Annotated in this window: 20 protein-coding genes; 12 read left to right on the top strand and 8 right to left on the bottom strand. The window is 60.8% G+C overall.

Annotated elements, in window-relative coordinates:
- Positions 1-464: 464 nt before the first annotated feature.
- Positions 465-1,799 (top strand): glycerate kinase, encoded by a 1,335-nt coding sequence (locus G9C82_RS15355; protein WP_127014583.1) that lies wholly within the window; start codon positions 465-467, stop codon positions 1,797-1,799.
- A 126-nt stretch (positions 1,800-1,925) separates the two neighbouring features.
- Positions 1,926-3,275, top strand: a complete 1,350-nt coding sequence (locus G9C82_RS15350; RefSeq protein WP_127014582.1) for a DUF362 domain-containing protein — start codon at positions 1,926-1,928, stop codon at positions 3,273-3,275.
- Positions 3,276-3,499: 224 nt separating this feature from the next.
- On the opposite strand, the gene G9C82_RS15345 is transcribed toward G9C82_RS15350, so the two are convergent.
- Both G9C82_RS15345 and G9C82_RS15340 read right to left on the bottom strand, forming a co-directional pair.
- Positions 3,500-5,680, bottom strand: a complete 2,181-nt coding sequence (locus G9C82_RS15345; RefSeq protein ID WP_127014581.1) for an LUD domain-containing protein — start codon at positions 5,678-5,680, stop codon at positions 3,500-3,502.
- A 2-nt stretch (positions 5,681-5,682) separates the two neighbouring features.
- The gene (locus G9C82_RS15340) at positions 5,683-6,204 is read right to left on the bottom strand and encodes an LUD domain-containing protein (RefSeq protein ID WP_127014580.1); all 522 of its coding nucleotides are present in this window, start codon (positions 6,202-6,204) and stop codon (positions 5,683-5,685) included.
- A 326-nt stretch (positions 6,205-6,530) separates the two neighbouring features.
- On the opposite strand from G9C82_RS15340, the gene G9C82_RS15335 reads away from it, so the two are divergent.
- Positions 6,531-7,535 (top strand): HEAT repeat domain-containing protein, encoded by a 1,005-nt coding sequence (locus tag G9C82_RS15335; RefSeq protein ID WP_127014579.1) that lies wholly within the window; start codon positions 6,531-6,533, stop codon positions 7,533-7,535.
- Between the two features lie 603 nt (positions 7,536-8,138).
- On the opposite strand, the gene G9C82_RS15330 is transcribed toward G9C82_RS15335, so the two are convergent.
- The 3 genes from G9C82_RS15330 to G9C82_RS15315 form a co-directional block, all read right to left on the bottom strand.
- Entirely contained in the window at positions 8,139-8,906 is a 768-nt protein-coding gene (locus G9C82_RS15330) for an IclR family transcriptional regulator (RefSeq protein WP_127014578.1), read from the bottom strand.
- A gap of 211 nt (positions 8,907-9,117) precedes the next feature.
- Positions 9,118-9,342: a hypothetical protein gene (locus tag G9C82_RS20610; RefSeq protein WP_004965887.1), complete on the bottom strand. Its 225-nt coding sequence runs from the start codon at positions 9,340-9,342 to the stop codon at positions 9,118-9,120.
- Complete coding sequence (locus G9C82_RS15315; RefSeq protein WP_127014577.1) at positions 9,339-10,373, bottom strand: galactitol-1-phosphate 5-dehydrogenase; 1,035 nt, start codon at positions 10,371-10,373, stop codon at positions 9,339-9,341. The genes G9C82_RS20610 and G9C82_RS15315 overlap by 4 nt, the downstream gene beginning before the upstream one ends.
- Before the next feature lie 342 nt (positions 10,374-10,715).
- On the opposite strand from G9C82_RS15315, the gene G9C82_RS15310 reads away from it, so the two are divergent.
- The 6 genes from G9C82_RS15310 to G9C82_RS15285 all read left to right on the top strand — a co-directional run bounded on the left by G9C82_RS15310 (position 10,716) and on the right by G9C82_RS15285 (position 17,464).
- A complete protein-coding gene (locus tag G9C82_RS15310) occupies positions 10,716-12,152 on the top strand; it encodes an extracellular solute-binding protein (protein ID WP_127014576.1) in 1,437 nt (478 codons plus the stop codon).
- 36 nt (positions 12,153-12,188) lie between these two features.
- Positions 12,189-13,121, top strand: a complete 933-nt coding sequence (locus G9C82_RS15305) for a carbohydrate ABC transporter permease (protein ID WP_007190034.1) — start codon at positions 12,189-12,191, stop codon at positions 13,119-13,121.
- Positions 13,121-13,999 (top strand): carbohydrate ABC transporter permease, encoded by an 879-nt coding sequence (locus G9C82_RS15300; RefSeq protein WP_127014575.1) that lies wholly within the window; start codon positions 13,121-13,123, stop codon positions 13,997-13,999. Before G9C82_RS15305 ends, G9C82_RS15300 begins: the two co-directional genes overlap by 1 nt.
- Before the next feature lie 91 nt (positions 14,000-14,090).
- Positions 14,091-15,251 (top strand): ABC transporter ATP-binding protein, encoded by a 1,161-nt coding sequence (locus G9C82_RS15295; protein ID WP_127014574.1) that lies wholly within the window; start codon positions 14,091-14,093, stop codon positions 15,249-15,251.
- Positions 15,252-15,308: 57 nt separating this feature from the next.
- Positions 15,309-15,962: a class II aldolase/adducin family protein gene (locus tag G9C82_RS15290; RefSeq protein WP_127014573.1), complete on the top strand. Its 654-nt coding sequence runs from the start codon at positions 15,309-15,311 to the stop codon at positions 15,960-15,962.
- A 26-nt stretch (positions 15,963-15,988) separates the two neighbouring features.
- Entirely contained in the window at positions 15,989-17,464 is a 1,476-nt protein-coding gene (locus G9C82_RS15285; protein ID WP_127014572.1) for a rhamnulokinase family protein, read from the top strand.
- A 5-nt stretch (positions 17,465-17,469) separates the two neighbouring features.
- Here the strand turns inward: G9C82_RS15285 and G9C82_RS15280 are convergent, their stop codons facing one another.
- The gene (locus tag G9C82_RS15280) at positions 17,470-18,243 is read right to left on the bottom strand and encodes an SDR family NAD(P)-dependent oxidoreductase (protein ID WP_049938523.1); all 774 of its coding nucleotides are present in this window, start codon (positions 18,241-18,243) and stop codon (positions 17,470-17,472) included.
- A 119-nt stretch (positions 18,244-18,362) separates the two neighbouring features.
- On the opposite strand from G9C82_RS15280, the gene dgoD reads away from it, so the two are divergent.
- The 3 genes from dgoD to G9C82_RS15265 all read left to right on the top strand — a co-directional run bounded on the left by dgoD (position 18,363) and on the right by G9C82_RS15265 (position 22,072).
- Positions 18,363-19,514, top strand: coding sequence for a galactonate dehydratase (gene dgoD, locus G9C82_RS15275; RefSeq protein WP_127014571.1), 1,152 nt, complete (start codon positions 18,363-18,365; stop codon positions 19,512-19,514).
- A gap of 67 nt (positions 19,515-19,581) precedes the next feature.
- Positions 19,582-20,613 (top strand): NAD(P)-dependent alcohol dehydrogenase, encoded by a 1,032-nt coding sequence (locus tag G9C82_RS15270; RefSeq protein ID WP_127014570.1) that lies wholly within the window; start codon positions 19,582-19,584, stop codon positions 20,611-20,613.
- Between the two features lie 430 nt (positions 20,614-21,043).
- Positions 21,044-22,072: an LLM class flavin-dependent oxidoreductase gene (locus G9C82_RS15265; RefSeq protein WP_004965867.1), complete on the top strand. Its 1,029-nt coding sequence runs from the start codon at positions 21,044-21,046 to the stop codon at positions 22,070-22,072.
- 275 nt (positions 22,073-22,347) lie between these two features.
- Here G9C82_RS15265 and G9C82_RS15260 read toward each other — a convergent pair whose 3' ends face one another.
- Complete coding sequence (locus tag G9C82_RS15260) at positions 22,348-24,753, bottom strand: DUF2309 domain-containing protein (protein ID WP_127014569.1); 2,406 nt, start codon at positions 24,751-24,753, stop codon at positions 22,348-22,350.
- Positions 24,743-26,230 carry a proton-conducting transporter membrane subunit gene (locus G9C82_RS15255; protein ID WP_127014568.1) on the bottom strand — a complete coding sequence of 496 codons (1,488 nt, stop codon included), beginning with the start codon at positions 26,228-26,230 and terminating at the stop codon, positions 24,743-24,745. The genes G9C82_RS15260 and G9C82_RS15255 overlap by 11 nt, the downstream gene beginning before the upstream one ends.
- Positions 26,231-26,443 lie beyond the last annotated feature (213 nt).

Below are 26,443 nucleotides of genomic sequence, written 5' to 3'. Positions count from 1 at the left end.
CGATTCTCAGCGGTGGAATAGCATCCAGCTAACGGCTTATAAGACGGTCTTTACCACGTTCGCACATCGAAACCATTCCTTCGGCCGGAGGGGACACACTCACTGCAGACCGGAAAAACCTAATCGATTAGCCGGATATTGGCTCGTTTCAGAGGAAAACTCATCCGAGAAGCTACGTCCTACCAATTTCGAATCACAGTAACCCTGCTGCCGAGTGCCTGTCCGCGTTTTTGGCCGTCTATCTATGAAATATAGACGCAAGTACCGGATGGAAACTAGTATCCGTTCCACGACCACACCTGTATATGAATTCTAACTATTTATTGGAACCATCGAACACTGTTATCCACAGTCTTGCCTGCGACTACCCGACGTAGAACGTTCGATATCAACAGGTGTGGTGCGGAAAACAGTGGAACCCGCGACTGAGCCAGACTTTTACTGGTCTGGTCGGAAGCAGTCGTATGATTCGCAACCGAGCCGAGGTCGTTAGTAATCGTGTCCACGAGATCGCACTCGATTGTATCGAGGCTGCCGTGGACGCGGCCGCGCCTGAGGCCGCCACCAAGTCAGCCATCGGCCGCGAAGACCAGACGCTGACGGTCGGCGGGACGACATACGACCTTGACGAGTACGGCGAGGTCGTCATCGTCGGCGGCGGGAAAGCCGCAGGCGGTGTGACACGGGCGCTTGAATCTATTCTCGGGGACACACTCAGCGGTGGCCACGTGGTCGTCAAGCAGACTATTGACACCGAAACCGTCCGGAGTTCTGTCGGAGATCACCCGTTACCGTCGGACCGGAACGTTGTGGCGACGGCCGATATTCTCGAAACCGTTGACGAGGCCGATGCGGAGACGCTCATCCTGTTTGTTCTGACCGGCGGAGCCAGCGCGCTTCTATCGGCTCCGGCCGGGGACCTGACACTGGAGGACCTCCAGACAACGACCGACAGGCTCCTCAGTGGCGGCGTCCCGATTGCGGAGATCAACGCGGTTCGGAAACACCTCTCAGACCTGAAAGGTGGGCAGATAGCACGGCGCGCGGCTCCCGCCACTGTCGCTGGGTTACTAATCAGCGACGTTGTCGGAAACGACCTCTCAACCATCGGTAGCGGTCCCTCAGTTCCGGATGAAACCACGTACGAGGACGCCCGTGACGTGTTCGAACGATACGACCTCACACCACCGCCGGCCGTTTGCAATTATCTCGAATCCGGGCGAGATGGCCGAGTATCGGAAACGCCGTTTCCCGGTGACACAGTCTTTGACCGGGTGACGAACCATCTCATCGGGGACAACGCAACCGCACTTGACGCCGCCGCGGCCGTCGCACGGGAGGCGGGGTACGAACCACTCGTGCTCACGTCTCGCCTGCGCGGCGAAGCCCGCGAAGTGGCGAAACCGCTCGTCGCAATTGCCGAAGAGGCAACAGCGACGGGAACACCGGTCGAACCGCCGGCTGTTCTCCTTGCCGGTGGCGAGACGACCGTCACCGTAACAGGGGATGGCGGACAGGGAGGTCCGAATCAGGAATTTGTTCTCTCCGGTGCACTGGCCCACGACGGCGACGCGGTCATCGCGGCCGTCGACACTGACGGCGAAGACGGAAGCTCCGATGTGGCTGGTGCTATCGCGGATGGGGCCGCCATTAGCGACCGCGAACGGGCCCGCGAGGCGTTGCTTGCAAACGATGTCGGCTCGTACCTCTCAGAAATCGAGGCGACAATTGAAACCGGACCAACCGGGACAAACGTCAACGACGTGATCGCGCTCGCTATTCCGGGCCCAAGCGAGTAACGGAGGCCCCGGTACACGGTGGTTGCTTTCGAGTGGGACTACCGAACTGCTGAGTGACGATAGGGGTGGCAGCCGCCGTTTGGACCGTGGGTCACGTTTATCAATAGACGGACTGATATGCCGCGTATGAACGCATCAGATCAACAGATCGCGGCGGACGCACTCTCGGTCCCGGAAGAGACGATCGTCGACGCCTGTGACGATCCACCGCTCCCCGAATTCGGTATCATTGAACAGAACTGGGAGACAGACCCGATAACGCCAGCCCATGTCGCAACACACGCAGCCCGAGCGGCCGAATCCCTGTCCTTTGCGGACGTGCCTGACGGCGGTGAAGTCGCGCTGGGTGTCGGCAGTCGCGGTATCGCGAATCTGCCTACTATTGTCGCTGGTGTCGTCGACGCAGTTTCTGACGCCGGCTACGAGCCATTCGTCTTCCCGGCGATGGGAAGCCACGGTGGTGCGACCGGCGAGGGGCAACGAACAATGTTGAACGAACTGGGCGTGACCGAGTCGACCATCGGCTGTGAAATCCGGTCGAGTATGGACGTGGTCGAGGTCGGACGAACACCGGACCGTGACGTGCCTGTCGTCGCCGATGACAACGCTGTGGCGGCTGATGCAATCATCCCAATCAACCGCGTCAAACCGCACACGGACTTCGACGGCCCCGTCGAAAGCGGGCTCTCGAAGATGCTCGTCATCGGCATGGGCAAGCAGCGCGGCGCACAGATTGCCCACAAGTGGGCCGTCGACTGGTCGTTTCGCCAGATGATTCCAGAGATTACTGGCCGGCTGCTCGAAGAGTTGCCCATCGTCGGCGGCGTCGCAATCGTCGAGGACCAGCACGACGAGACAACGCTGATAGAGGGCGTGCCGCCGAGTGGCTTCCTCGACCGCGAAGAAGAACTGTTAGAGACCGCCTACGAACTGATGCCGACGCTCCCGTTCGAAGAGCTGGATCTCGTGGTGTTCGACCGTCAGGGGAAAGAAATCAGCGGTCAGGGACTCGATACAAACGTCATTGGCCGCCGACCGTTCTCGATAAACGAGCCGGCTCCAGAGACACCGGATATCAAACGCATCTTCACACGCGGGCTGACAGAGAAGACCCACGGGAACGCGATGGGCATCGGCTCAGCTGATATCATCCATGCTGATATTATTGCGGAACTTGACGCGGAAACGTCGCTGATCAATGCCCTTACTGCAAGCACGATCCGTGGCGTGAAACTGCCGCCGGTGGTCGAAACCGACCGCGCCGGCATCGTCGCTGCGCTGTCGACGATAGGGGTCGTCGACACCGACACCGTTCGAGTCCTCCGTGCAGCCGACACGATGCATCTCCACCAGCTCTACGCATCGCCGGCGCTGGTCGAGGCCGCACGCGACCGTGACGACCTTCGTGTGGTCGAAGACCCGTCACCGATTGAGTTCGATAACGGACAGCTCGTCGCGCCGTCGCTTCGCGAGTAGCTGCCGGTAGCGGACCTGTGGACTTGGACTGCAGAGCATGAACAGGACAAGCAATAGTACATAAAGGTCGTCAGAGCACGGATGCGCGACCTCAGATCCCGGGATCCAATCCGACGTACGCCCCCGACATACAGATGGATATAAGCACGGTATAAATAACGGGCGTACACGCGTTAGGTGCAATGTTTCCTGCCTGCACGCAAATAACAAGCCGCAGCGGTCGCTTACGTCGCCAACAGCTCGATCGGATGGCGCGGCTGCCGCTCCAGTAGCGCGTCGATCTGCTCCAGACAGGAGGTCCCACTGGCGACGACGGGCCGGTCCTGTACGCCGTCGTCTTCCAACTGGGTCCGGAGTCGGTCGCCAACGTCCATGCTCAGTTCGTAGTAATCGGACTTGTACCCGAAGCTCCCGGCCATGCCACAGCACTCCACGTCGGATGTAACAACGTCGTAGCCACATTCTTCGAGGACAGCGACGGTATGAGCTTCAAGACCGAGTGTTCGCTGCTGGCAGTGGCTGTGATACGCGATTTCCGCGCCGGTGACGGTCGAGAGTGAATTGACGGATGCGCCGTTGTCGAGTAATCCGAAGACGTATTCGAACACCTCGTAGCTGTTCGCCGCGATGTCAGTGAAAGACGACTCATCAAGGAGTCGCTCGTATTCGCGGGTGAACATCGCGTGGTCGCTCGGCTCGATAACGACCACGTCGCGGCCGTCTGCGATATGTGGTTCGAGGGCCTCTGTGACCCGCTCAGCGTGGTCTGTCGCCGTCGCAACCATACCCTGTGATAGCGGCGCGCGGCCGCTGGACGGAGCCGGCGGCACTACCACGTCGACACCCAGCGACTCAAGCACCCTTACCGCGGCTTTGCCCCGCTCTACCTGCACGTGATTGGTGTACAGGTCCGGATACAGCACCGCCCGGCGCTCGGGATTTGTGACCTGTGAGTCACGGTCGCCAGCCCAGTCAACGAGCGTCTCCCGTTCGAACGCTGGAAGGTCTCGGCGCGGGTCGATGCCCAGAACTCGGGACATCGTTTGCCGAGCGAGTGTCGTGTCCGCCAGCCAGTTCGACACCGGCGCGGTGGCGCTGCCCAGTTTCGCCACGGTCTCGAAGTTACCGAAGAAGCGCTTCTGCAGTGGTGCGCCGTCGTCCTCTTCGTCAGGAGTGAGGCCATCGACGAGCCACTCTCCAGGAGCCTCTTTGTCGCGATTGATGCGGTCCCGGACGACAGTGTTGATCCAGGGAATATCGATACCGACGGGACAGGCATTCACACAGCGCGTACACCCAGTACAGAGGTCGTTGAACTCCTCGGCCACGTCCAGCCCTTCGATACCGGCCTCCCAGCCCGTCGCAATGCCACCCGAATACGTCTCCCCGCCGAAGGCGTGGCCGCCGACGCTCTGAAAGTTCGCACACGAGTTCGAACAGGCGGAACATCGGATGCAGTACAGCGTCTCCCGAAGCTGCTCGTCATCTCGCATCTCCAGTCGGCCGTTGTCAATCAATACAAGATGGAAATCGCGGTCGGAATCGAATTCCGACAGCGGTGTTTCGTTGTCGGTGAAATCGACGACCGGCGTGTCAACCGGAGGGGTCAGCAACGAGACGTACGATGTAATGTCCTGCCCGGTGCCCGACCGACCGATGAGTTCGATGAACGGGTGGAGGTCTGCAACTGTCGGAATGACTTTTTCGACGCCAGCGACGGCGACGTGTGTGTCCGTCGCAGCCACCGTTTTGCGAGCGTTGCCCTCACTAGTGACCAGCGCCATCGTCCCGGTATCGGCCGCGATGAAGTTCGCGCCGGTGATCCCGACTTCTGCGTCGATGATCTGCTCACCCAGTTTCTCGCGGGCGAAGTGGGTCAGTTCCGCCGCTGTCTCTAGAGGCTCGTCGGGGTCGAATTGTTCGTTGAACAGCTCCGCGATGCTCTCGCGTGACTTGTGAATGGCCGGGGCGACGATATGAGAGGGGGCTTCGTCGGCGATCTGCAACACCCACTCGCCCAGATCCGTTTCCACTACGTCCACGCCATCTGCTTCGAGCGCTTCGTTGACCTCGATCTCCTCGCTGGTCATCGACTTACTCTTGACGACCCGGTCAGCCGCGCGCTCGTGGGCCACATCGCGGATGTACTCGTTCGCGTCAGCGGCGTCGTCGGCGATGTACACCGTCCCGCCGTTGGCTTCGACAGTCTCCGTTAGCTGGTCGAGAAGTTCCGGTAGCTCCTCGATGGCGTCCTCCTTGATACCCCGGGCCGCTCGCTTGAGGTCCTCGTAGTCCTCTAGATCTCCGACAGAGTCGTAGCGTCCCGTATTAAATCCCTGCGTGTTCTCCGCGATTGCCGCACCTTCGGTCCGCATCAGTTCGCGGATTTCATCGGCAGTCGCCATTGTCAGTCCTCCCCCTCGACGACGACGACGTGGACCTCTTTGGGACCGTGTGCGCCCTTGACCAGCGCGCCCATGTCGGCCGTTGCACTCGGCCCTGTTGCAATAATCGCACTCCCGTTAGTTTCGGTAAACCGCTCGTCCAGTTCTGCCACTGCTGCGTCCATATCGGGCTGGATGTCTTCCTCGTAAAGAATGGCGACGTGGCGCTCGACAAATAGGCTCACGAGTTCACTAGCCTGTTCAGTCATCGAGAGGACGAGTGAGCCGTAATCGCCGACACCGAGTTCGGCCCCCGTTACGCCGGTGGTCGCCTCGCGGAGCGCGGCCGGCGTCGGGTCGACGGTTATCGGCGTCTCCACGAGCGAAAACGTCCCGTCCCCAACCGTCTCGTCGAGCGCGACTCCGACTGCAGGCTCCGTGACTGCTTCCGTAACAGCGGCTTCGAGTTCAGACTCAGAAGTGCTAGAAACTGTCACACCCAGTGCTTCGAGAGCACCCTCGAACGACGCGCGTTTGCTTTCCATCTATACGCGAACTGAAAACCTACATCATCATTTAGTTTTTGTCTGAAACGGGTGACTCATCAGGTGGCCTAAACTGGTTGCACTGTTGGTGCACTTGGCTTCTATCACGGTCGCTGCTCATAGAAACGACACTCAGTATATAACCAAATTTTGGTATTCCGTATCGATATATTCGATAAGTAAATGTGGCAATGATGCATCCACTGCCATATGATGGCTTAATCACGGTATAGCAGCTTCACCGGTGAGTGGTTGTTATCAGATCGGGCAATAACCGGGAAGCAAGGGGTTTTGTGGGTTCTCTGAGAAGCACCGACAACGGACCGATGGACGACCAACCCAGTGGACCTCCAGAGACAGAGATTGCGACATTACTTGAACAAGGGAACGAAGCTGACGCAGTTGCGGCACTTGAGCGGCTTTCGACAGCCGGACCGGCTACCCAACAGGCGTGCTTGCGGTCACTCAAAGCGGCTGCCGACGAGCAGCCGGAACTGTTCGACGGCGTACTGCCATCGCTCACCGATTTTTTACAGGACAGCGAGCGGCCAACACGGCTCACGACAGCGAAATTGGTCGTCACGATCAGCGAGGGCGCGCCGGACAGCGTGGTTCCGGTTGTCCCAACGCTTGCCGAGCGACTGGCGGATGAGTCAGAGTTCTACTACGTTCGTGCTCGATGTGCAGAGGCGCTGGGCTACGTCGCCGTCGACCATCCCGACGCCGTCGTCTCGCCTGCGGTCGTGGCAGACCTTCGTATCGGTCTAGAGTTCGACAAACCAGAAGTAACAGAGAAATTAGCGAAGGCGCTGGCCCACGTTACCTTGGGTAGTCCCGAGAGACTCCGTTATCAGGTCGACTCACTCGCCGAGCATCTTCAATCGGACAGTGAAGTTGTCCGATATCACTTAAGCACAGCTCTCGTCGTTATCGGGTCTGCGTGCCCCGAACGGCTTGTAGACGCCAGGGAAGCACTCGTCTCGTGTCTCGAAGACGAAAGCAGATACGTTCGTGGGCGAGCGGCCGAAGCGCTGGGGTTGCTTGCCGGCACTGATAGCATAGAATCGTTTCCGCAAACACAACTTGACGATCTCACCGTTGCCGAGGAATTTGTTGCAAAACGAGCGCAATTCGCTCTGTCCCGGCATCGCGGGACGGAATCTGCGAATGGATTCACAGGCATAGCCACGAGAGATGCAATCCGCACGCAGACAGCCGAGATTGTTTCGGAAATCCGGACACGAGAAGGAGATGATGGATGTCCACACTGCGGGCTTTCACTCCCCGAATCCGCCCCTCCGCTGTGCCCGGGCTGTGGCACCCCATTGTGAGGATACGGTCGGTTTTCCTGCAGTTTACGCAGAAATCGCATGTCTCAGTCTCTGGCAGGGCCACGGTTGCAGTAGGTTCTCTGGTGCTGCGTCGTCTCGTAGCGGGACATATCAGATACATCTACTTCCGTGGGAGACCGGACATCGCCAGTGGACATACCGACTTGGATAAGACAAATATATATCTAGCATTTCTATACTCAACTTCGGGACATATGTCTTGAGTCTACATCATTATAGGTTTATATTTGATGGGAGGGCGAAGTTAGGGACCAATAGCCGCTGTGTAGCTGGTTCGGCTGTCCTCACATAGCACCTTGCTATTCAAACCTGCTGTGTGTTCTGCTATAGAGAACAGCACGCGATTGACAGCAGTGGCATTCACACGGTGATGCTTGATCTCACAGTCAGTGGAAGGGAGGATAAAGTAAGCCACGATCCCTTGGCGAGATTGCGTCTGATGCCGAGGTGACCGCGAACGATCCTTTCAACGCATGAAGATCAGGCGTCGCCGGTAGCGGTGTGTAGCAGTGGGGTCGTTTGTCCACTTCGATGGCGGCCACCGATAGAATAACAGTGGTACGTCCGTTATTCCAGAATCTCTTAATTCGATGTAAGGGCCACCTGAATGGATTTTGTCGTGCTGAGGACTTGCCCAGTGATATCTTCCCTGAGGTATCGGCCGTTCAGGCGTTCAACAGGGCCAGCGATCCCCAGCGCAGCGACCCGATTGCCACTGACATCAGGGAGCGGGGCGGCAACACCGATGATCCCTTCGTACTGTTCTCCTCTGCAGAACGCTATGCCGTCGTCGCGGATTCGGCGCAGTTCCTCGGCGAGTTCGTCCTGATCTACGATCGTGGCGTCGGTCGGCGCAATAAGTTCCGTCTCATCGAGAATCGATTCGACGCGGTCACTCGGAAGCGACGCCAGCAATGCCTTTCCCATGGCGTTGACGTGGAGTGGCAACCGTTCGCCCGCGTGGAACGGGGTTGACCAGCCGTCCTCAGGTTCGGAGATCGACACCGGGACACCGGACGTTTCTTCGAGGACAAACAGCGTCGTTGTCTCCCCTGTCGCCGTCGCGAGGTTGTCCAGTTGCTGCTCCGCTGCCTGATAGAAACTGAGCCCGTCACGCGTTCGCTCACCGAGAGCCAGCGGGCGGAGCGATGCCTCATACTTCTCTGCGCGCTTGACAACGTATCCAGCCGCACGCAACGTCGAGAGATGGTTGTGAGCGACGCTCTTGGATACCCCGACGGTATTGGCAACCTCTGTCACACCGATGGGTCCCGTCGCGTTGACAAGCGCTTCGAGGATAGCAATGGACGTTTGGGTTGCTTCGACCGCATACTGTGGTTCGTCAGTCATTGGGTATCATTTCAACTTATGCTGTGAAAAGTCTGTTCACTAGAGCAGAACAGTCATGGTTTTGTGAACTAGTAACATGAATTATTCTACATTATTTATTGGCCCAAACGAGATTGCTACGATGTCTAACTGCCGAAATTTATTCGTTCTGCTCTACAGAACAGATGTGTTCAGCTCGCAGCTAACTCACGAACGCGTAGAAACATTCGCTTCAGGGCGGCCAGGCTACTCCAGGTGCATCAGAGTCGTGGACGGTTCCGCGGAGCGCGGACACAAAAGCAGCTGGGTCCGCAGTCTGCCAGACGCTGCGTCCCATCACTAGACCGCGGGCCCGCAGGTCTTCAAACCCGACGATTGCGCCCATTCCGAGACCGTGGTCAAGCGCCACGACGACCGCGTTTCCGGACGCAGTATCAAGGAAGGCGTACTCGCTCACTCGGAGTCCCCTGGAACGACTACTTTCTTCAGTCCCTCAGCGTTGCCCATCCGTTCAAACGCTGCCGGGAGGTCGTCAAGCCCGATACGTTCGGTGATGAGCGTCTCTGCGTCGATGCGTTCGTGTCTGAGCAGTGTTATCGCTCGCTCGAAGTCCTCGGTCGTCAGGGAGAACGAACCGCGGTAGTCGACCTCGTCGAAGAAGACATCGAACGGACTGACTTCCATCGTCGCTTCCTGATCCGGGACGCCGAAGATGAGCGTCGAGCCGCCGGGCGCAGTCACAGCGTTAGCCTGCTTGATTGTCGGGACGAGCCCGATGGCCTCAGCGCCGACGTCGACCGGTCCACCGGCCGCCGCCGGGATTGCTTCCTCGGGATCTTCTTCGTTGGGGTCGATGACGGCATCTGCGCCGAGGTCGGCGGCCAACTCTCGCCGTTCGTCATCGAGTTCGGAAACCACGATTGGAGCAGCGCCCGCGTTGCGGAACGCTTGCAAGAGTAGCAAGCCGATCGGGCCAGCGCCAATAATACCGACACTGTCTCCCGGTTTGATGTCAGTCTGTTCGACGCCATGAACACAGCAGGCGAGCGGCTCGGCGAGCGCGGCCCGCTCGAAGGACATATCACCGATGTCTTCGACGTTGATGGCCGGGACGCGGACGTAGTCGGCGAAGGCACCGTCGAGAATGGTGTCACCGGCACCACCGATGCTCGTGTTGTTCTCACAGAGGTGCGTCTCACCCCTCTTGCAGTACGAACAGGCGTTACAGGGGACGGTGGGGTTGATTGCGACGCGGTCACCGACTGCGAAGCGATCGACGTCAGCACCGACTTCCGCGACGGTCCCGGCACCTTCGTGGCCAAGGACCAGGGGTGTCTCGGCTGCGAAGGTGCCGTGATACATGTGATAGTCGGTCATGCAGACGCTACAGGCACCTACCTGAACGAGAACCTCGTCATCCGCAGGGTCCGGTCGGTCGCGGTCTTCCACAGTAATTTCGCCGACATCGGTCAACGTGCTGGCGCGCATCAGTCGTCCTCCAACGGTCGGATCGCGGTCGTCACTGCAGCAGTACCTCTTTCGTGAGTTGGTGTGGGTCGGGTCATGGGTGGTCTGGGCCGTAGCCCGTTGTCACTAGTCCAACTGAGCTGGACACACAGCGGACTTGGCTACGATCCGTACTCCCGATATTTTCGGACCGCGTATTAAAATCTTGCCACGGTTCCCCGTACTCCGGAGACAGATGAGTTCGTGGATGGGGGCTTCCGTACTGTATATCGTCTGTTCTCGCCCAGTGAGATGGGTATTCTACCTTACAGATGATTACCTTTATTATGCATCGGTATTTCGATAGTGACGAGGCAAACTGGCATGACCAACTCCAACAGGCGGAAGTTCCTGAAAGCGACAGGTGTCGGACTACTCGGCGGCCTCGCTGGCTGCACACGAGGCGGCGACGGGAGCGACGGTTCGAGCGATGGAAGCGACGGAAGCGGTGGCAGCGATGGCGGAACCAGCACCAGCGGCAGCGACGGTGAACTCGCAATTCCGCTCAGCGAGTACGAGGACGCCGATATCGACTGGCGACAGTTCGAGGGGTCCTCGATCAACATCGGAGCCGTCCAGCATCCCTGGGTTTCGGCCATCAAGCCCGCAGTCCCCGTCTTCGAAGAACTGACCGGAATCGACGTCGTCTGGAACGTCCTGCCCGAACAGCAGTTCCGAACCAAGCGCCAGACAGACGTTAGTACCGGCGCCGGGCAGTTCGACGTCTTCTACATGGACCAAGTCGTCAACCAGTTCCGTGAAGAGGGCTGGATACAGCCGCTCGACCCGTTCTTTGACGACGACAGTCTCTTCGACGAGGACTGGTACGAGCCCGACGATCTCTTCGAGGCGTCGCGCTGGCAGGCCCACGGTGGCGGCTACAGCGACACGTGGACCGGGATGCCGATTACCGTCGAAGTCCAGACGCAGTTCTACCGCAAAGACCTCTACGACAAGCACGACCTGGAGGTCGCGGAGACGCTCGAACAGTTCCGACAGAACGCCCAGACCATCCACGAAAACGAGTCGGACGTCGTCGGCACCGTCGGCCGCGGCGACAAGGGCTACGGGATGAACATCTACATCCTGAACACGTTCCTGCGAGAGTTCGGCACCTCGCTGTGGACCGAGTTCCCGACAGACTCCGGCCTCGACTCCGACGGCGTCATCGACGCCGCCGAGTGGTACGTCAGCCTGCTGCAGGACTACGGTCCTGAAGGGGCCTCAACCCAGACCTGGTCGGACGTGCTCTCGACGATGCAGGAGGGCCGCGCCGGCCACATCGTCGCCGACGCAAACCTGTTCTGGCCCGGACTCACCGGCTCTGACTCCTCGGTCGCTGACAGCATCGGTATCGCGAAGGCTCCCAGCCCGGCTGACGGCCAGTTCTCGCCCAACGCATTCAACTGGCAGATCTCCACGTCCAAGAACGCACAGAACTCCGAGCAGGCGTTCCTGTTCATGGTGTGGGCGTCCTCACAGCCGACCAACACCTGGATGCACGTCGAGGGCGACGCCGCGTTCTCCGTCCGACAATCCGTCTGGGAGAACGACGAGTTCCGCTCGCGCGTGGGCGAGAACTTCGCGCAGGTCACGCTCGAATCCCTGCAGGAAGCGGCGCCGGACCCCTTCGACCGGAAGTACCCGCAGTGGGGCCAGCGCTACTCCGAGGAACTGCAGCGCGCAATCGCCGGCCAGAAGTCCGCTGAGGAAGCGATGACTCAGGCGGCGTCCATCGCGGAAGACATCTACAGCAATTAACTCTAAGCCACACCTGCGCCAAAATAAACCCCACAAATGAGTACACCAACGCAAACGGAAACGACACCACAATCGACCTTCGCCAGGCTACGGGACCTGTGGAACGACTACCTCCCGTACTGGTTCATGGCACCGATGGTCGTGGTGATGGTGATGATCACCTTCTTCCCCGGTGCCTACGACCTGTATCTCAGCCTCATCGCGGAGCCGGCACTCGACGTGTTTTCGGCCGAGTTCGTCGGACTGCGAAACTTCGAGACGGCGTTTACCCGCGGCGGCGCGATTCACTCGTTCGTCATCACGATTACCGTCGTCACCTGTGCACTGCTCCTCGAAACCGCGCTCGGGTTCCTCCTCGCCGCGCTCGTCGCCGGTGTCGGCTCCAACCGGGCGAAGTCGTTCTATCGGGTGTTGTTCATCATTCCGATGGCCGTCGCCCCCGTCTCGCTTGCGACGATCGGCCGGATCATGCTGAACAGCGAAATCGGCATCATTCCATACGTCATAAACACCGGAACCCCGTTCGCAGCACCGAACTTCCTCTCTGATGTCCCGCTGCTAACGGTGATCCTTCTTGACGCGTGGAACTGGACGCCGTTCATGTTCATCATCTTCTACGCCGGCCTCTCGTCGGTGCCGAAGACGCTCATCGAGGCCTCGCGGGTCGACGGCGCGCCGATGTGGCGGCGCTACGTCCACGTCATAATCCCCTACATGAAGCCCGTCGTCTTCGTCGCGACGCTTATCCGGCTTATCGACCTGTTCCGTACCTTCGGCGTGGTGTACGGCCTCACGGGCGGCGGCCCGGGGACGGCGACCCAACTCGTAAGCATCAACATCTACGAGCAGATGTTTATCAACAACCAGATTAACGTGGCCGCGGCGATAGCCATCGTCTACCTCGTCCTCGTCGTCGCGCTGTGTAACGTCATCATCGCGAAGGTCGGCTTCGAGGGGGTGTGGGACTGATGGCGACGACTGACGGCGATTCCCCTTCCGCTTCACAGCGACTCGACAAGGACACCCGGGAGACGCTGGTCACGGTCGTTCGACACACGATTCTGCTGACGTGGTCGTTCATCGTGCTGTTCCCGCTGTACTGGCTCGCCTCGATGTCGCTGAAGCCGCCGGGCACAGCGAACTCGCTGCCGCCTGACTGGATATTCCTGCCGACGGTGTACAACTACATCCAGCTGATTCAGGACTCGGGGTTCGTCGCGGCCTTCGCCAACAGCCTCGTGATGGTGTCGGCGTCGGTCGTCCTCGTCTTGCTCATCGGCGTGCCCGCCGCGTACGTCCTCTCGCGGTACGACATCCCGATGGAGCGGGACGTGCTCGTGTGGATACTCTCCTCGCGGATGCTCCCGCCCATCGCCGTCGTGCTCCCGTTCTTCATTATCTTCCGGGAGCTCAATCTGTTCGACACGCGCATCGGGATGGTGCTGATGTACGTCAGCATCAACCTCTCGCTGGTCGTCTGGGTGATGAAGGCGTTCTTCGACGGCATCCCCGAGACCTTGGAGGAGGCGGCCCGAGTTGACGGCGCGACCCAGTTCCAGGGCTTCAGGAAGGTCGTCCTGCCGGCGGCCAAGCCGGGCATCTTCTCGGTGGCCATCATCAGCTTCATCTTCGCGTGGATTGAGCTGCTGTTCGGGCTCGTGCTGACGAGCTTCGAGGCCGTGCCAGTGACGCTGTTCGTCTACTCGTTCATCGGCTCCCGCTCCATCGAGTGGGGGATGCTCGCGGCCGCCTCGACGGCGATGATCGTCCCGGTCGTCATCTTCCTTATCGCGGTCAACAAGTACCTCGCAGCCGGCCTCAGCTTCGGTGTGGTGATCAAAGAATGACCACGCCGTCCACACCACGAAAGGCATCGCCCGCAAACGACGCCCCTGCGGCGGCGGTAGCTTCAACTAGCCGCACATCGGAGGCAAAATAATGGCAAAGATCACAATCGACGACGTTACGAAGCGATTCGGTGAAGGAGATGAGTCAATCGTCGCCGTCGACGACGTCTCGCTGGACATCCGCGATGGCGAGTTCATCGTCTTCGTCGGTCCGTCCGGGAGCGGGAAGTCGACGCTCATGCGCATCGTCGCGGGGCTGGAAACGCAAACGGAAGGCGACATTCACATCGGCGACGAACTGGTCAATCAGCTCGGCCCGCGCGCCCGAGACATTGCGATGGTGTTCCAGAACTACGCGCTGTACCCCAACATGACCGTCGAGGAGAACATGTCCTTCGGGCTGAAGATGTCGACGGACATGTCCGCCGACGAGGTTGAAGAAGCCGTCACGTCCGCCGCCGAGATGATGGACATCGACATGCTGTTGGACGACAAGCCCGGCGAACTCTCCGGGGGACAACAACAGCGTGTCGCGCTCGGCCGCGCTATCGTCCGTGACCCGAACGTCTTCCTGATGGACGAGCCGCTGTCAAACTTAGACGCGAAGCTTCGGGCGGAGATGCGGACCGAGATCAACCGGCTCCAGAACGACCTTGACGTGACCACGCTGTACGTCACCCACGACCAGACAGAGGCGATGACGATGGGCGACCGGCTTGTCGTCCTCAACTACGGGGAACTCCAGCAGGTCGGGACGCCGCTGGAATGTTTCTACCGTCCGGCCAACCAGTTCGTCGCCGGCTTCCTCGGCTCGCCGTCGATGAACTTCTTCGAGGGCAACGTCGAGGGCGGAACGCTCCGCGCGGACGGCTTCGACTTCGACCTGACCAAGCGGATGCAGTCCGCTGTTAGCAGTCGAAACGAACTCGTCCTCGGTATCCGGCCGGAAGACATGACGCTTCACGACCGGGCGAACTCGGGCCACGAGTTCGAGGCCGTCGTCGACGTCGTCGAACCGATGGGGAGTATCTCCTACGTCTATCTCCGGGCGCGGTCACAGAGCCACGACCAGACGTTCATCGTCGAGACGGACGGCCAGCGCCCGATCAGCGAGGGCCAACACGTCTACGTCGAGATTCCGGATCGGGACGTACACCTGTTCGACGCCGCCAGCGGCGAGACGATCCACCAGCGCCAGCTCGGTGACGACGCGGAGATGGCGCTCGAAGAGCAAATAAAACCCGCCGAGTGACGGCGATACCCGTCGTCGCCTCACTCGCCGCAACCGACAGTTATCGACACACGACACATGACAGCTCAAGATATTCCACACTACGAGACGCGTAACGCTATCTGCGAGTACGGCCGGAGCCTGCTCGACGACGACCTGACAACCGGGACTGGCGGGAACCTCAGCGCCCGGCTCGACGAGAACCACATCGCGATCAGCCCGTCGGGAATCCCCTATGGAGAGATCGAACCGGAAGACGTTCCGATCGTACACACGGACGGCACTGTCGTCGAGGGCGACGTCGACCCGTCGACGGAGCTGCCGATGCATCTGGCCGTCTACCGCGAGCGACCGGCGGTCGGCGGCGTCGTCCACACCCACTCGCCGTACGCGACGACCTTCGCCTCGCTGGGCGAGCCGATACCGGCCTCGCATTACCTCCTCTCGTTTACCGGGACGGAGGTCCCCGTCGCCGAATACCGGACACACGCGACCGAAGAACTCGGCGAAGCGGCCGTCGACGCGCTGGGCGAGTCGTTCAACGCCACGCTGTTGCGCAACCACGGGGTACTGACGGCCGATGAAACGCTGGACGACGCCTACACGGTCGCGCTGATGGTCGAGTATTGCGCGCGCATCCACCACCAGGCCCGGGCCATCGGAGAGCCGGAAATCCTCCCGGACGAGGAGATCAACCGGCTGGCCGACAAGCTCGACAGCTACGGGCAGTGACCACGCGTGCCGCTCCCAACTGACCCATGAACCACGTCGCAATCGACATCGGCGCGAGCGGCGGGACGGTGTTCCTCGGCGAGGTGACCGAGTCCTCGTTCGCGGTACAGGAGGTCCACCGGTTCGACAACCGACCCGTCGAACGGGACGGCCGCTACGTCTGGGACGTCGACGCGCTGGTCGACCACATCGGCGACGGGCTCCGTGCGGCCGACGACCGCGCCGACGGCCTCGACACGGTCGGTATCGACACCTGGGGGCTCGACTTCGGACTCCTGTCCGACGGCGAACTGCTCCGGGACCCGGTCTCTTACCGCGACCCCGAGTCGACGGCCACGCGCGAGCAGGTTTTCGAGGCTGTCGGGAAGCGGCGGCTGTTCGACGCGACCGGCATCACGAACTGGAACACACCGAACACGCTGTGGCAACTCCACACTATCGCCGACCGCGAGCCCGAACTTCTCGAAGAAAGCGACGGCTTGCTCATGATGCCACAGCTCCTTTCGGCACGGATAGGGGGACAGCCGGCGGGCGACGTGACGATAGCCTCGACCACACAGATGGTCGATCCTGAGGCGCGAACGTGGGCCACCGACCTGCTTGGGGAGCTATCGGTTCCGACGGACCTACTCCCGGACCTGTCCGAACCCGGTCAGCGTCTCGGGACCGTCGACGATACCGTCGTTTCTGGGCTGTCTTCGACGCCGGAGATCGTGACGCCGGCGAGCCACGACACGGCGGCGGCCGTCGCCGGTCTCCCGCTAGTCGAGGACGCCGCGTTTCTCAACACCGGGTCGTGGTTCATTCTCGGTGTCGAGCGAGACGAACCAGTACGGACAGATGCCGCCTTCGAGCACGCCGTTTCGAACGAACTCGGCGTCGACGGGACCGTTCGGCTCCTGAAGAACATCAACGGGTTCTTTCTGCTCGAAGAATGCCGCAAAGCGTGGCGCGATGCGGACGATCCAGCCGATTACGATACGTTACTGTCGGCAGCCGAAAAAGCCCCGGCGCGGACCGCACTCGTCGATACGGACGCCGACACCTTCGGCATCGACGAGCCGATGCCTGACCAGATTCGGGCCTACTGTCGACGAACGGGCCAGCCCATGCCGACGGGGCAGGGCGGTATCGTCCGCTGTCTCCTCGACAGTCTGGCGGCGAAGACGGCGCTGGAACTCGACGCGCTCGCGGCAGTCGTCGAGGACCCACCGTCACGTATCGTTCTCGGCGGCGGCGGTGTCAGAAACGAGCTGTTCTGTCAGTTGCTGGCTGACGCTACCGACCGCCCAGTGTCGACTGGCCCAGTCGAGGCGACAGCTGTCGGCAACGTCCTCACACAGGCTGTCGCGGCCGGGACAGTGCCGGACATCGAAACCGGGCGGCAGTTGGTCGAGTCGGCGTTCGAGACGACGACCTACGAACCACAGGCTGGTGGCGAGTGGGACGACGCCAAAGATCGGTTGGCTGCACTGACCGACGATTCGTTGTCCGGGGCCTGACGCTTTTACCGCGAGGTGTAGCCGCCGTCCATCACGACGGTCGACCCCGTCATGTACGACGAGGCGTCCGACGCGAGGTAGACGACGAGCTCTTTCAGCTCCTCTGGTCGACCGAGACGGCCCATCGGCGTGTTCTCCAGCCAGGTCTCCTCCATCTCCGGGTTCTCTTCGAGCACCTCGTCGACGAGTTCGGTCCGCATGTACCCGGGCGCAATAGCGTTGACGCGGACACCCTGATCGCCCCACTCGACCGCCAGCGACTGGGTCAGCATCCTGACGCCGGCTTTCGTCGTGTTGTAACTGGCCTGTTTCTGTGGGACGTTCACGTCGAACCCCGACATTGAGGAGATGTTGACGATGCGTCCCTCACCGCGGTTGAGCATCTGTTGACCGACGTGTTTGGCACAGAGAAAGACGCCGTCGAGGTTGACCGACACGACCCGCCGCCAGGACTCGACGCTCGTCTCCTCCGCTGGGGAGTTCTCGACGATGCCGGCGTTATTGACCAAGACGTCAATTGGCCCCAAGCGGTCGGTCACATCCTCGACCATCGCCTCGACCGAGCCTTCGTCCGTAACGTCGACCTCCGTCGCGATGACGTCCGTCTCGCCGTCCAGTTCCGAGGCCGTCCGCTCCGCTTTCTCAACGTTCACGTCCGCGATAGCGACGTCGGCCCCCATATCGGTGAGACCGGTCGCCATCTGTTTGCCGAGCCCCTGCGCCGCACCGGTGACGATAGCTGTCTCTCCGTCGAGGGAGAAACTGTCAAGTACACTCATGCGTACGCTTGGTGCTCTGGTAGCCTCCAACATAAATGTACGGCTATCTCTGCCACACCTTTCCGCGGCCGATATCGGCAGCCAGTCATTACAAGTACTCCCTCACAGATAACATAGCTATGCAAATCACCGACTTCGAACTGTTCGCCGTGCCACCGCGGTGGTTGCTTCTAAAACTGGAGACTGACGAGGGGATCGTCGGCTGGGGTGAGCCCATCGTTCAAGGCCGGTTGGAGACGGTCCGTGCCGCTGTTACCGAGCTTATCGAGGCGTATCTCCTCGGGGCCGACCCGCTCCGAACCGAGTATCATTGGCGGAAGCTCTATCAGAGCGGCTACTTCCGCGGCGGCCCGATACTCATGAGCGCGCTTGCGGGTATTGACCACGCGCTCTGGGACATTAAGGGGCGACACTACGGTGCCCCGGTGCACGAACTACTCGGCGGGCACGTCCGCGATAAGCTACTCGTGTACCAGTGGCTCGGTGGCGACGACCCCGAGGACGTGGCTGTCGCCGCAAGAGAGGACCGGGAACGCGGCTACAGAGCGTTCAAGTTCAATTTCGCCCGGGAGTTTCGGCCGATTGAGACGCCGAATGCTGTCGATCATGCGGTTGAACGGGTGGCCGCAATCCGTGACGCCGTCGGTGACGACGCCCTCGTCGGCGTCGACTTCCACGGCCGCGTCTCGAAACCGATGGCCGCAGATCTCGTCGAGCGACTCGAACAGTTCGATCTGATGTTCATCGATCAGCCACTGCTCCCCGAACACGACGACTCGTTTGCCAGTATCGCCGAGCGGACGACTGTTCCGATAGCGACTGGCGAACGGTTCTATTCCCGCTATGACTTCAAGCGCCTCCTCGTCGACGACGGGGTGTCGATACTCCAACCCGACGTGACCCACGTCGGTGGCATCAGCGAGATGCGCAAGGTCGCATCGATGGCGGAAGCGTTCGACGTGGCCGTCGTTCCGCACTGCCCGCTCGGCCCTGTCGCGTTCGCAGCGAGCCTGCAGGTCGGGTTTTGCGCCCAGAATGTCGTGTTGCACGAACAGGACCTCGATCTACACGACCCGGCGACGAGCCAGCGACTCAAGGTCCTAGAGGACCCGGAGACGTTCCAGTTCGAAGACGGCTACGTCAAACGGCCGACCGGCCCCGGACTCGGTATCGAGATCGACGAGGCTCTCATCCGTGAACTGGCACAGACGGAGGTCAATTGGTACAACCCGGTCTGGCACCACGAGGACGGAAGCGTCGCGGAGTGGTAACTGGACACGGTACGAATGGGGCGACCCACCCTGTGTATTTTTATGGCTCTGTTCCGTGCCACCAGGTATGCGAACTGCTGTACTGGTAGAACCAACTGAGTTCGAGCTGGAGGACCGTCCCAGACCGTCGCCCGGCCCCGACGAGGTACTCGTTGCCGTGCGCGACGTGGGTATCTGTGGCTCCGACGTCCACTACTACGAACACGGTCGTATCGGGGACTACGTCGTGGAAGACCCGCTCGTCCTCGGGCACGAGAGCGCCGGTGAGGTCGTCGAAGTCGGCGAGAACGTTACTGATCACGAACCGGGGGACCGCGTCGCGCTCGAACCCGGCGTTCCGTGCCGTCGCTGTGCCCACTGCAAGCGCGGCGACTACCACCTCTGTGAATCAGTTCGGTTCATGGCGACGCCGCCACACGACGGCGCGTTCACAGAGTACGTCTCGTGGCCGGCCGATTTCGCCTACACGCTTCCGGAGTCCGTCTCTACAGCTGAAGGGGCACTGTGTGAACCGCTTTCGGTCGGAATCCACGCCTGCCGCCGCGGTAGCGTCGGAACCGGAGATACAGTGCTGATAACCGGAGCGGGACCTATCGGGCTGATGGTGCTTGAGGCCGCGCGCGCCGCAGGCGCGACGGACATAATACTGACCGACGTTGTCGAGGAAAAACTAGAGTTCGCCGAAAAGCGGGGAGCAGACCTGACAGTCGACGTTACCGAGACGGATCTCGATACGGCAGTCGCCGAGTACACGGACGGCGTCGGTGCTGATGTGGTCGTCGAAGCCTCCGGTGCGGAGCCGTCGATCAAGTCGACAATCGACGTGGTCCGTCGGGGCGGCACGGTCGTTCTGGTGGGTCTGGCCAGCGAAGCGGAGGTCCCATTCGACGTGCTGGAACTCATCGACAACGAGGTCGACGTCCACGGCTCCTTCCGGTACAAGAACACCTACGACGCGGCTGTCGACCTGTTGGCCGACGGCGAAGTCGACGTCGAGGGCATAATCGACTTCGAATCCGAACTTGAAGACATCGACGACGCGTTCCGCCGATCCATGGAGCCGACTGTGGTCAAGGGCATGATATCACTTGATTCGTAACCGGCACTGCATTGGGAAGGTTGTTCCCAAAGAAGCGTGATATAATAGCTATACAGATATTGCTGAGCATTGGAAGGAATTTCAGCAGGTTCGTTGTACGCACGACCCCGCGACGCAACTCTGAAACAATCATTGAGGCGGTGTATTATCTGAATTGACGGCTTGATATCGCTAAAAGCCCACTGATTTGGGATTCCAGAGGGTTTCGGAAGGTACCCGAGAGATAACTCTCCGACTTTCACACTGCCCAGAGATAGCCAGTAGAGCGAAGTAAGGTATTCTATTTGAGAGAGGCTTTCGCAGAACAGTTGATTTCCTAGATTTTAGTTATACCCTGGCGGGACGTTCCATCACAGTGGTGTGTCCGAGTGAGATAGCCAGGCACTGTGAGTAGCCGAACGGTTAAACCTCGCCACCGTTGTGGGCGGATATGGACCTCTCAATCGTTGACCTCTCTCCGGTCCCAAATGACGGAACTGCGACTGACGCGTATACGAACACCGTCGACGCAGCCCAGCAGGCCGAACGCCTTGGCTATTCCCGGTTCTGGGTGGCGGAACACCACGGGATGGGTGATAAGCTCGCAGGAACAACACCCGAGGTACTGCTCGGCAGCCTCGCCGCCGAAACCGACTCAATCCGCCTCGGATCGGGAGCGGTCCTGCTCAATCACTACAGTCCATTCAAGGTCGCAGAACTGTTCGGTTCGCTCGACGCGCTCGCGCCGGGACGCATCGACGCGGGGCTTGGGCGGGCCAACGGCTCTCCGGCCGTCGACCGGGCACTCGGGACGAACCGACGTGTCCGGAACCCCGACGAAGACCACGCCGAAAAAATCGAAGCCGTCGTTTCGCACCTCTACGACGGCTACCCGGATGGACACGCGTACAGTGATCTTGAAATCCCCCGGTCAGGTGGGGAGACACCAGTCCCGTGGGTTCTCGGGTCAAGTCCGTCGAGCGCCGCGCTGGCCGGCGAGCTTGGTCTGCGCTACTGTTTCGCCGCGTTCATCCGACCGGGGTTAGCCACCCGTTCCTTCGAGGAATACCGAACCCACTTCGAATCCTCGCAGTTGGCCGGCGGCGTCGACGAGCCACAGGGAATGGTCGCGGTAAACGCGGTCTGTGCCGAAACCGACGAGGAAGCGGCGCGGCTCCGCGCCGTGGCGGAAGCGTCATTCAAGCGGATGGAACGCGGGGTTGTCGGCACGACACCATCTGTCGAGGAAGCAATCGACGAGCTCGGGGCTGTGCCCGAACCGACGCCTGCCACGCTGGATGCCGGTGAGTGGCCGCGGGCGATTTCCGGCAGTCCAGAGACACTCAGCGACATACTCGAACAACTGTCTGACCGTGTTGGCGTCGATGAGGTGATGATTCAGCACGTCGTCGGCAACCACGCTGACGCACTCCGCTCCCACGAGTTGCTCGCAGATGGTGTCGGCCTCACACCACGCTAACCACTTCTATTGGAGTGGAACGGGAACAGGTCACTGTGTTATCATCCCGTACATCTACGTTGTACCAGTAAAATCCCACTCAAAAGCCCGATTTGGGTTTTCTATACGTTAGTTACCGATTTCGAGTGTATACGCACCTAATTTGAGGGTAGTCGGTGGTATAATTCCCGTTCAAAGCGAGTTATAGGTCGAAATTTTATTATATAGATATAAAATCCACTTTCGCAGGACTGACTGGCCCCAAACGGTTTCAGATACAGCCTGTTCCGACCGACTCAGTCGTCTGCGACTGCAGTGGCGGTCGGTTCTGCTGGGTCAGCTTCGGACACCTCAGACACGGTCGACCACTCCAGATCGCGCTCGTACTCGAAGGCATGGTGGTCCTGCGTGGGGTCGACAACGGTCAGCGAGAGCCAGTTGTTGTCGAGCAGGGTCGCCAGTTCCGCGTGGTCAGCGAGTACGTCGGTGACACGGTCGACCGGAGCGTGAATAACCGTCGAGAGGCGGAGCGGCTGATGGTGCGGGTCGTCGTCGGCCGCCATGAGCGACTGTAGCGGGAGGCCGGTCATCAGGTCGCCGCCGTTGCCCTGGTAGACGCCGACGTTGCCGACAGGGTTGTGAGTCACCTTCGACCCGCTCCCGTAGACGGCGTTATCGACTGTCGAGAAGTAGTACTGGGTGTTGATCCACTGCGTGACGACCATCGGCCCGGTGAGTATCGCCTCCAGCGCCTCGCCGTCAGGGTCGGTCGACCAATCGTAGGAGTGGAGGAAGGCGCGGCCGTCAAGGTCGACATCGCTCGTCAGTTCGCGGGGGCCGATAACGAAGCCGGCGTTGCCGGCCAGGCCCCACTCGGGGCGGGTCTCTGCCCAGTCGGCGGCGCGGCGTTGCGTTTCGCTGACCCCCGACGATGCATCGCTCCCCATTGATTCGGCACGCTCTGCAGCCGCGTTCTCGCGGGCGGTGGCGAGGTTGGCGCGCAACTGCTTGAGGTCGTCGGCGTGGCTCTCAGGCACCTCGCTGTCGTACAGCTCTACTTCGTCGGTCGTCGTGTTGTGTTCGCCGGCCATGAAGACGGTATCTTCAGGGATTTCGAAGCCGCGGTCACGAAGCGCAGACCGGACTTCGGTGTCGTTGCAAATCGTCGCCAGCACGCGGGCGTTCGGGCCGCCGGGGTTGCCGGCGCAGGCACCACAGTCCAGACTCGAATCGTAGGGGTTGTTCGTCGTCTCACTGGCGTGCCCGGTGAAGACGACGAGGCGACTGAACGTCTCCCAGCCCAGCAGGTCGAACGCAGTGGCAGCGTACTCGACTTTTTCATCGGTGGTCAGCCCCACCGGCAGGTCACCGGCGTAGGTGTGCTGGTGGTGGACGAGCGGGTCACAGAACTCGTGGTCGTCGGGCACCGAGCCGTCAGCCGCATCGAACAGGTCGTGCACGCGTCCGGGGACAAGCGTGCGGGCCGCGAGCGCGAGGCCGTACCCGCTCCCAGCAGTTTCGACGAAGCCGTAGGCCGTAGCGGCGTTGGCCTCTAGCGTCTCGATAATTTCGTCGGCGGTGTCACGGATGCCCGACCAGCGGTCGTGGCTCTCCTGCGTGTCGTCGTCGATCGGCACGTCGGTGACGTGGTGCTGTGGATCGAGAATCGGGGGGCAGGCGTCGACCGACACATCGGTGTCGTAGCCCTGATACTCCATTGGAATGCCGAAGAAGCCGGCGTACCCGTGGGTCTCGTAGTCGCCCGTGGCCTCGATGTGGCGGCGGATGATCTCAGAGCGGGTGTCAATACAGAAGACCATCTGTGCGTCCGGGCGGCCCGAACGGTCGCTGTCAGCCAGCGACTGGCTCTCCGCGGCAACGGTCTCGACGAGGTCGCCGCGGTAGCTCGCTTCCCAGGCACGCAGGAACGCCCCGGCGAGTTCGGCAGCCGGGTCCGGGTCGATGCTGTCGTTCGAGGGAGCGATGGCAGCACCGACGGCGTCTGACAGGGCCAGACGCGCCGCGAGGTATCCAACCAGTGAAATCGGGTACGTCGACTGCCACGCGCCCTCGTCGTCGGCACGCTGCTTGATGAGTCCCGTCCAGCCAGGGAGAGCGGCCAGTTGCTCCTCGAAGATGGGCACCCACTGATTCTCCGGGTGGGATGCAAGCACGGTCTCGATGGTTTCAATGGGCGATTCAGGCAGCTCAGCGGTAATTCCTGCATCCGGGATTTCGCTGTCGTGCTCGGCAACCCCACGGAATGCAGCGTAGAACCCCGCTTCGCGGTTCGGCATCGACCAGTGGGCGCTCCCCTCATCGAGGAATGCTGACAGCCATTTCGTCAGGACCTGATCGACGTGGTCGGTTGCAATGTCAGAGTCACTGCCCGCGGCATCGGTCGCTTCGGCCATTCGGTCGAGCAATATCTCGGGTTCCTTCTCGTACCCGGCCTCGGAGAGTTCCGCGTCGAGAATTTCCGGGTCTATCTGGCCGCGCTGCAGCGCCGCATGGAACGTCCTCGTGCTGGGGTAGCCACGGCCGCCCAACAGGTCGGCTGCCTGTGTGACCGCCTCGCTGAACGGCTGGTCCTCGAACCCCGCGAGGGGGTTTGCCGTCACGAACGAGTGGATAGGCCAGAGGGAGCCGACGGTGGTCGCTGCGGTGTCGATACTGTCGTGGATGGTGGATTCAGTACTCATTGTAGTCCTCCGTCGTGGTCAGCACGGTGTCGGCCGATGGCTGGCCGGCGTTCAATAGCGCCACGTAGAGACGCTGGCTGCGCTCATGGATCCCAGTCTCGATGCCGATGTAGATGCCGACGAAGAAGACGGCGATTATGCCGTGGAGCAGCGTCAGTTCGGTCGTTGTGGGGCCGACAGGCATGAGCCCCGAGACACCCGTATAGACAACAGCATAGATAACGATGGCCGGGAAGAAGACCACTGGGACGGCCCCGTAGCGGGCCGCCGTCGGAAGCGAGGTGTGCTGGACGGCGTTGCGCGCCGCATGGAGGGTCGTAAACACCACGAAGAAGGTCAACAGGAGCCCGCTGTCGACATGCGTTCCCTTCCCTGTCAGCACTGTAAACACCGCGCCACCGGCGATGCCAGTCAGCAGTGTGGCGACGATACCGACAATGCTCGCCGTCGTTCCTATCGTGTGTGGCGTCCCCTCGCTCGGGGTAGTGTGTTCGACCTGTCCGCCGGCACTGAGGAACTGGTAGGCCTTGTAGAAGCCGTGCAGGATGAGATGGGTGATAGCAGCCCCAAAGAAGCCGAGGCCGGCCTGCATAATCATGAATCCCATCTGACCGACAGTCGAACAGCCGAGCTTACCCTTGATGTCCGATTGAACTGATTTCAGGAGTTTTCCGCCAATGGCGCTAGCACCGCCGACAGCAACGATGCCGAGCATGAGCGCGGGGTCGACGGTGATGACCGGAGCAAAGCGAGTCAACAGAATGCCGCCCGCATTGACGAACCCGGCGTGCATCAGCGCGGAGGCAGGCGTTGGTGCGGTCATCGAGGAGAGGAGCCAGCCGTGGAACGGAACAAGTGCGGACTGAATCATTGCGGCGAGCACGAGTACGCCTGCAGCGACCAGCCACACTGGACCGGCAAGCGTGTCGGCAGCCGCCGCAATTCCGGAGACAGTAGTCGCGCCAGTCGCCCACCACAGTGCCGTCAGCGCAACGCCGAGAAGCGCGCTGCTGGCGATGAAGTACTTGCGGGCAACCGTCGCAGCCGCCTGTGCCTGGTCCCAGCCGCTGACGATACCGATGAGTTTCGCCATCAGCAGCCCCATCGCGAGCCACAGCACGCCGAACAGGGCGAGGTGGTCAGCCGCGACCAGTCCCATCACAACCACCGTGAAGCCGAACACGGTGGCGAAAAAGCCGGTTTTGAGGCGACTGCCTGCCAGATAGCGGCGCGAATAGCTGTGAACGATACCGCTGAAGAAGGTGACGACCACCCACATCAGGACTGTCAGTCCGTCGACGGCGACAACGCCGGGTATCTCCCACGCGAACCCAGTTCGGATTCGGACGGCAAGCACAGCAATGCTCGCGGCAAACATCGACCACACGAGCCATGTGAGTGCGACGGGCACGAGCGGCGAGTCAGCCGCCGTGTCCGGGAGTGATCCAACCGTCTTCGGTGAGTTGCGTCCTGACATCGTTGTTCGTGGCCGATCACGGTAATCACGGAATGTGATCGACCGATTCTGGTTGTCTTCACCCCTACTGCGAACGTACTGGTTATTAAATCCTTCTATACTACCAATTTGTTCCAAAAGAAGTAGATTATAGAACATTATGTTTTTGCGTCTGATGCACCGGCGATAAGCACTACCGTGGTAGCAGCCAGGTACTTCACAGCCTGTGTCGGT

It is taken from the genome of Haloarcula sp. R1-2, assembly GCF_011627385.1.
GTDB lineage: Archaea > Halobacteriota > Halobacteria > Halobacteriales > Haloarculaceae > Haloarcula > Haloarcula marismortui.
This window is presented reverse-complemented; position numbering and strand designations above follow the sequence as displayed.

Bases quoted from the DNA above. Each gene is read 5' to 3' on its own strand.
- G9C82_RS15290 (WP_127014573.1), top strand. From the start codon at position 15,309: ATGACAGCTCAAGATATTCCACACTACGAGACGCGTAACGCTATCTGC.
- G9C82_RS15335 (WP_127014579.1), top strand. From the start codon at position 6,531: ATGGACGACCAACCCAGTGGACCTCCAGAGACAGAGATTGCGACATTA.
- G9C82_RS15280 (WP_049938523.1), bottom strand. From the start codon at position 18,243: ATGAGTGTACTTGACAGTTTCTCCCTCGACGGAGAGACAGCTATCGTC.
- G9C82_RS15255 (WP_127014568.1), bottom strand. From the start codon at position 26,230: ATGTCAGGACGCAACTCACCGAAGACGGTTGGATCACTCCCGGACACG.
- G9C82_RS15305 (WP_007190034.1), top strand. From the start codon at position 12,189: ATGAGTACACCAACGCAAACGGAAACGACACCACAATCGACCTTCGCC.
- dgoD (WP_127014571.1), top strand. From the start codon at position 18,363: ATGCAAATCACCGACTTCGAACTGTTCGCCGTGCCACCGCGGTGGTTG.
- G9C82_RS15340 (WP_127014580.1), bottom strand. From the start codon at position 6,204: ATGGAAAGCAAACGCGCGTCGTTCGAGGGTGCTCTCGAAGCACTGGGT.
- G9C82_RS15315 (WP_127014577.1), bottom strand. From the start codon at position 10,373: ATGCGCGCCAGCACGTTGACCGATGTCGGCGAAATTACTGTGGAAGAC.
- G9C82_RS15260 (WP_127014569.1), bottom strand. From the start codon at position 24,753: ATGAGTACTGAATCCACCATCCACGACAGTATCGACACCGCAGCGACC.
- G9C82_RS15345 (WP_127014581.1), bottom strand. From the start codon at position 5,680: ATGGCGACTGCCGATGAAATCCGCGAACTGATGCGGACCGAAGGTGCG.
- G9C82_RS15270 (WP_127014570.1), top strand. From the start codon at position 19,582: ATGCGAACTGCTGTACTGGTAGAACCAACTGAGTTCGAGCTGGAGGAC.
- G9C82_RS15285 (WP_127014572.1), top strand. From the start codon at position 15,989: ATGAACCACGTCGCAATCGACATCGGCGCGAGCGGCGGGACGGTGTTC.
- G9C82_RS15295 (WP_127014574.1), top strand. From the start codon at position 14,091: ATGGCAAAGATCACAATCGACGACGTTACGAAGCGATTCGGTGAAGGA.
- G9C82_RS15310 (WP_127014576.1), top strand. From the start codon at position 10,716: ATGACCAACTCCAACAGGCGGAAGTTCCTGAAAGCGACAGGTGTCGGA.
- G9C82_RS15300 (WP_127014575.1), top strand. From the start codon at position 13,121: ATGGCGACGACTGACGGCGATTCCCCTTCCGCTTCACAGCGACTCGAC.
- G9C82_RS15350 (WP_127014582.1), top strand. From the start codon at position 1,926: ATGAACGCATCAGATCAACAGATCGCGGCGGACGCACTCTCGGTCCCG.
- G9C82_RS15355 (WP_127014583.1), top strand. From the start codon at position 465: ATGATTCGCAACCGAGCCGAGGTCGTTAGTAATCGTGTCCACGAGATC.
- G9C82_RS15265 (WP_004965867.1), top strand. From the start codon at position 21,044: ATGGACCTCTCAATCGTTGACCTCTCTCCGGTCCCAAATGACGGAACT.
- G9C82_RS15330 (WP_127014578.1), bottom strand. From the start codon at position 8,906: ATGACTGACGAACCACAGTATGCGGTCGAAGCAACCCAAACGTCCATT.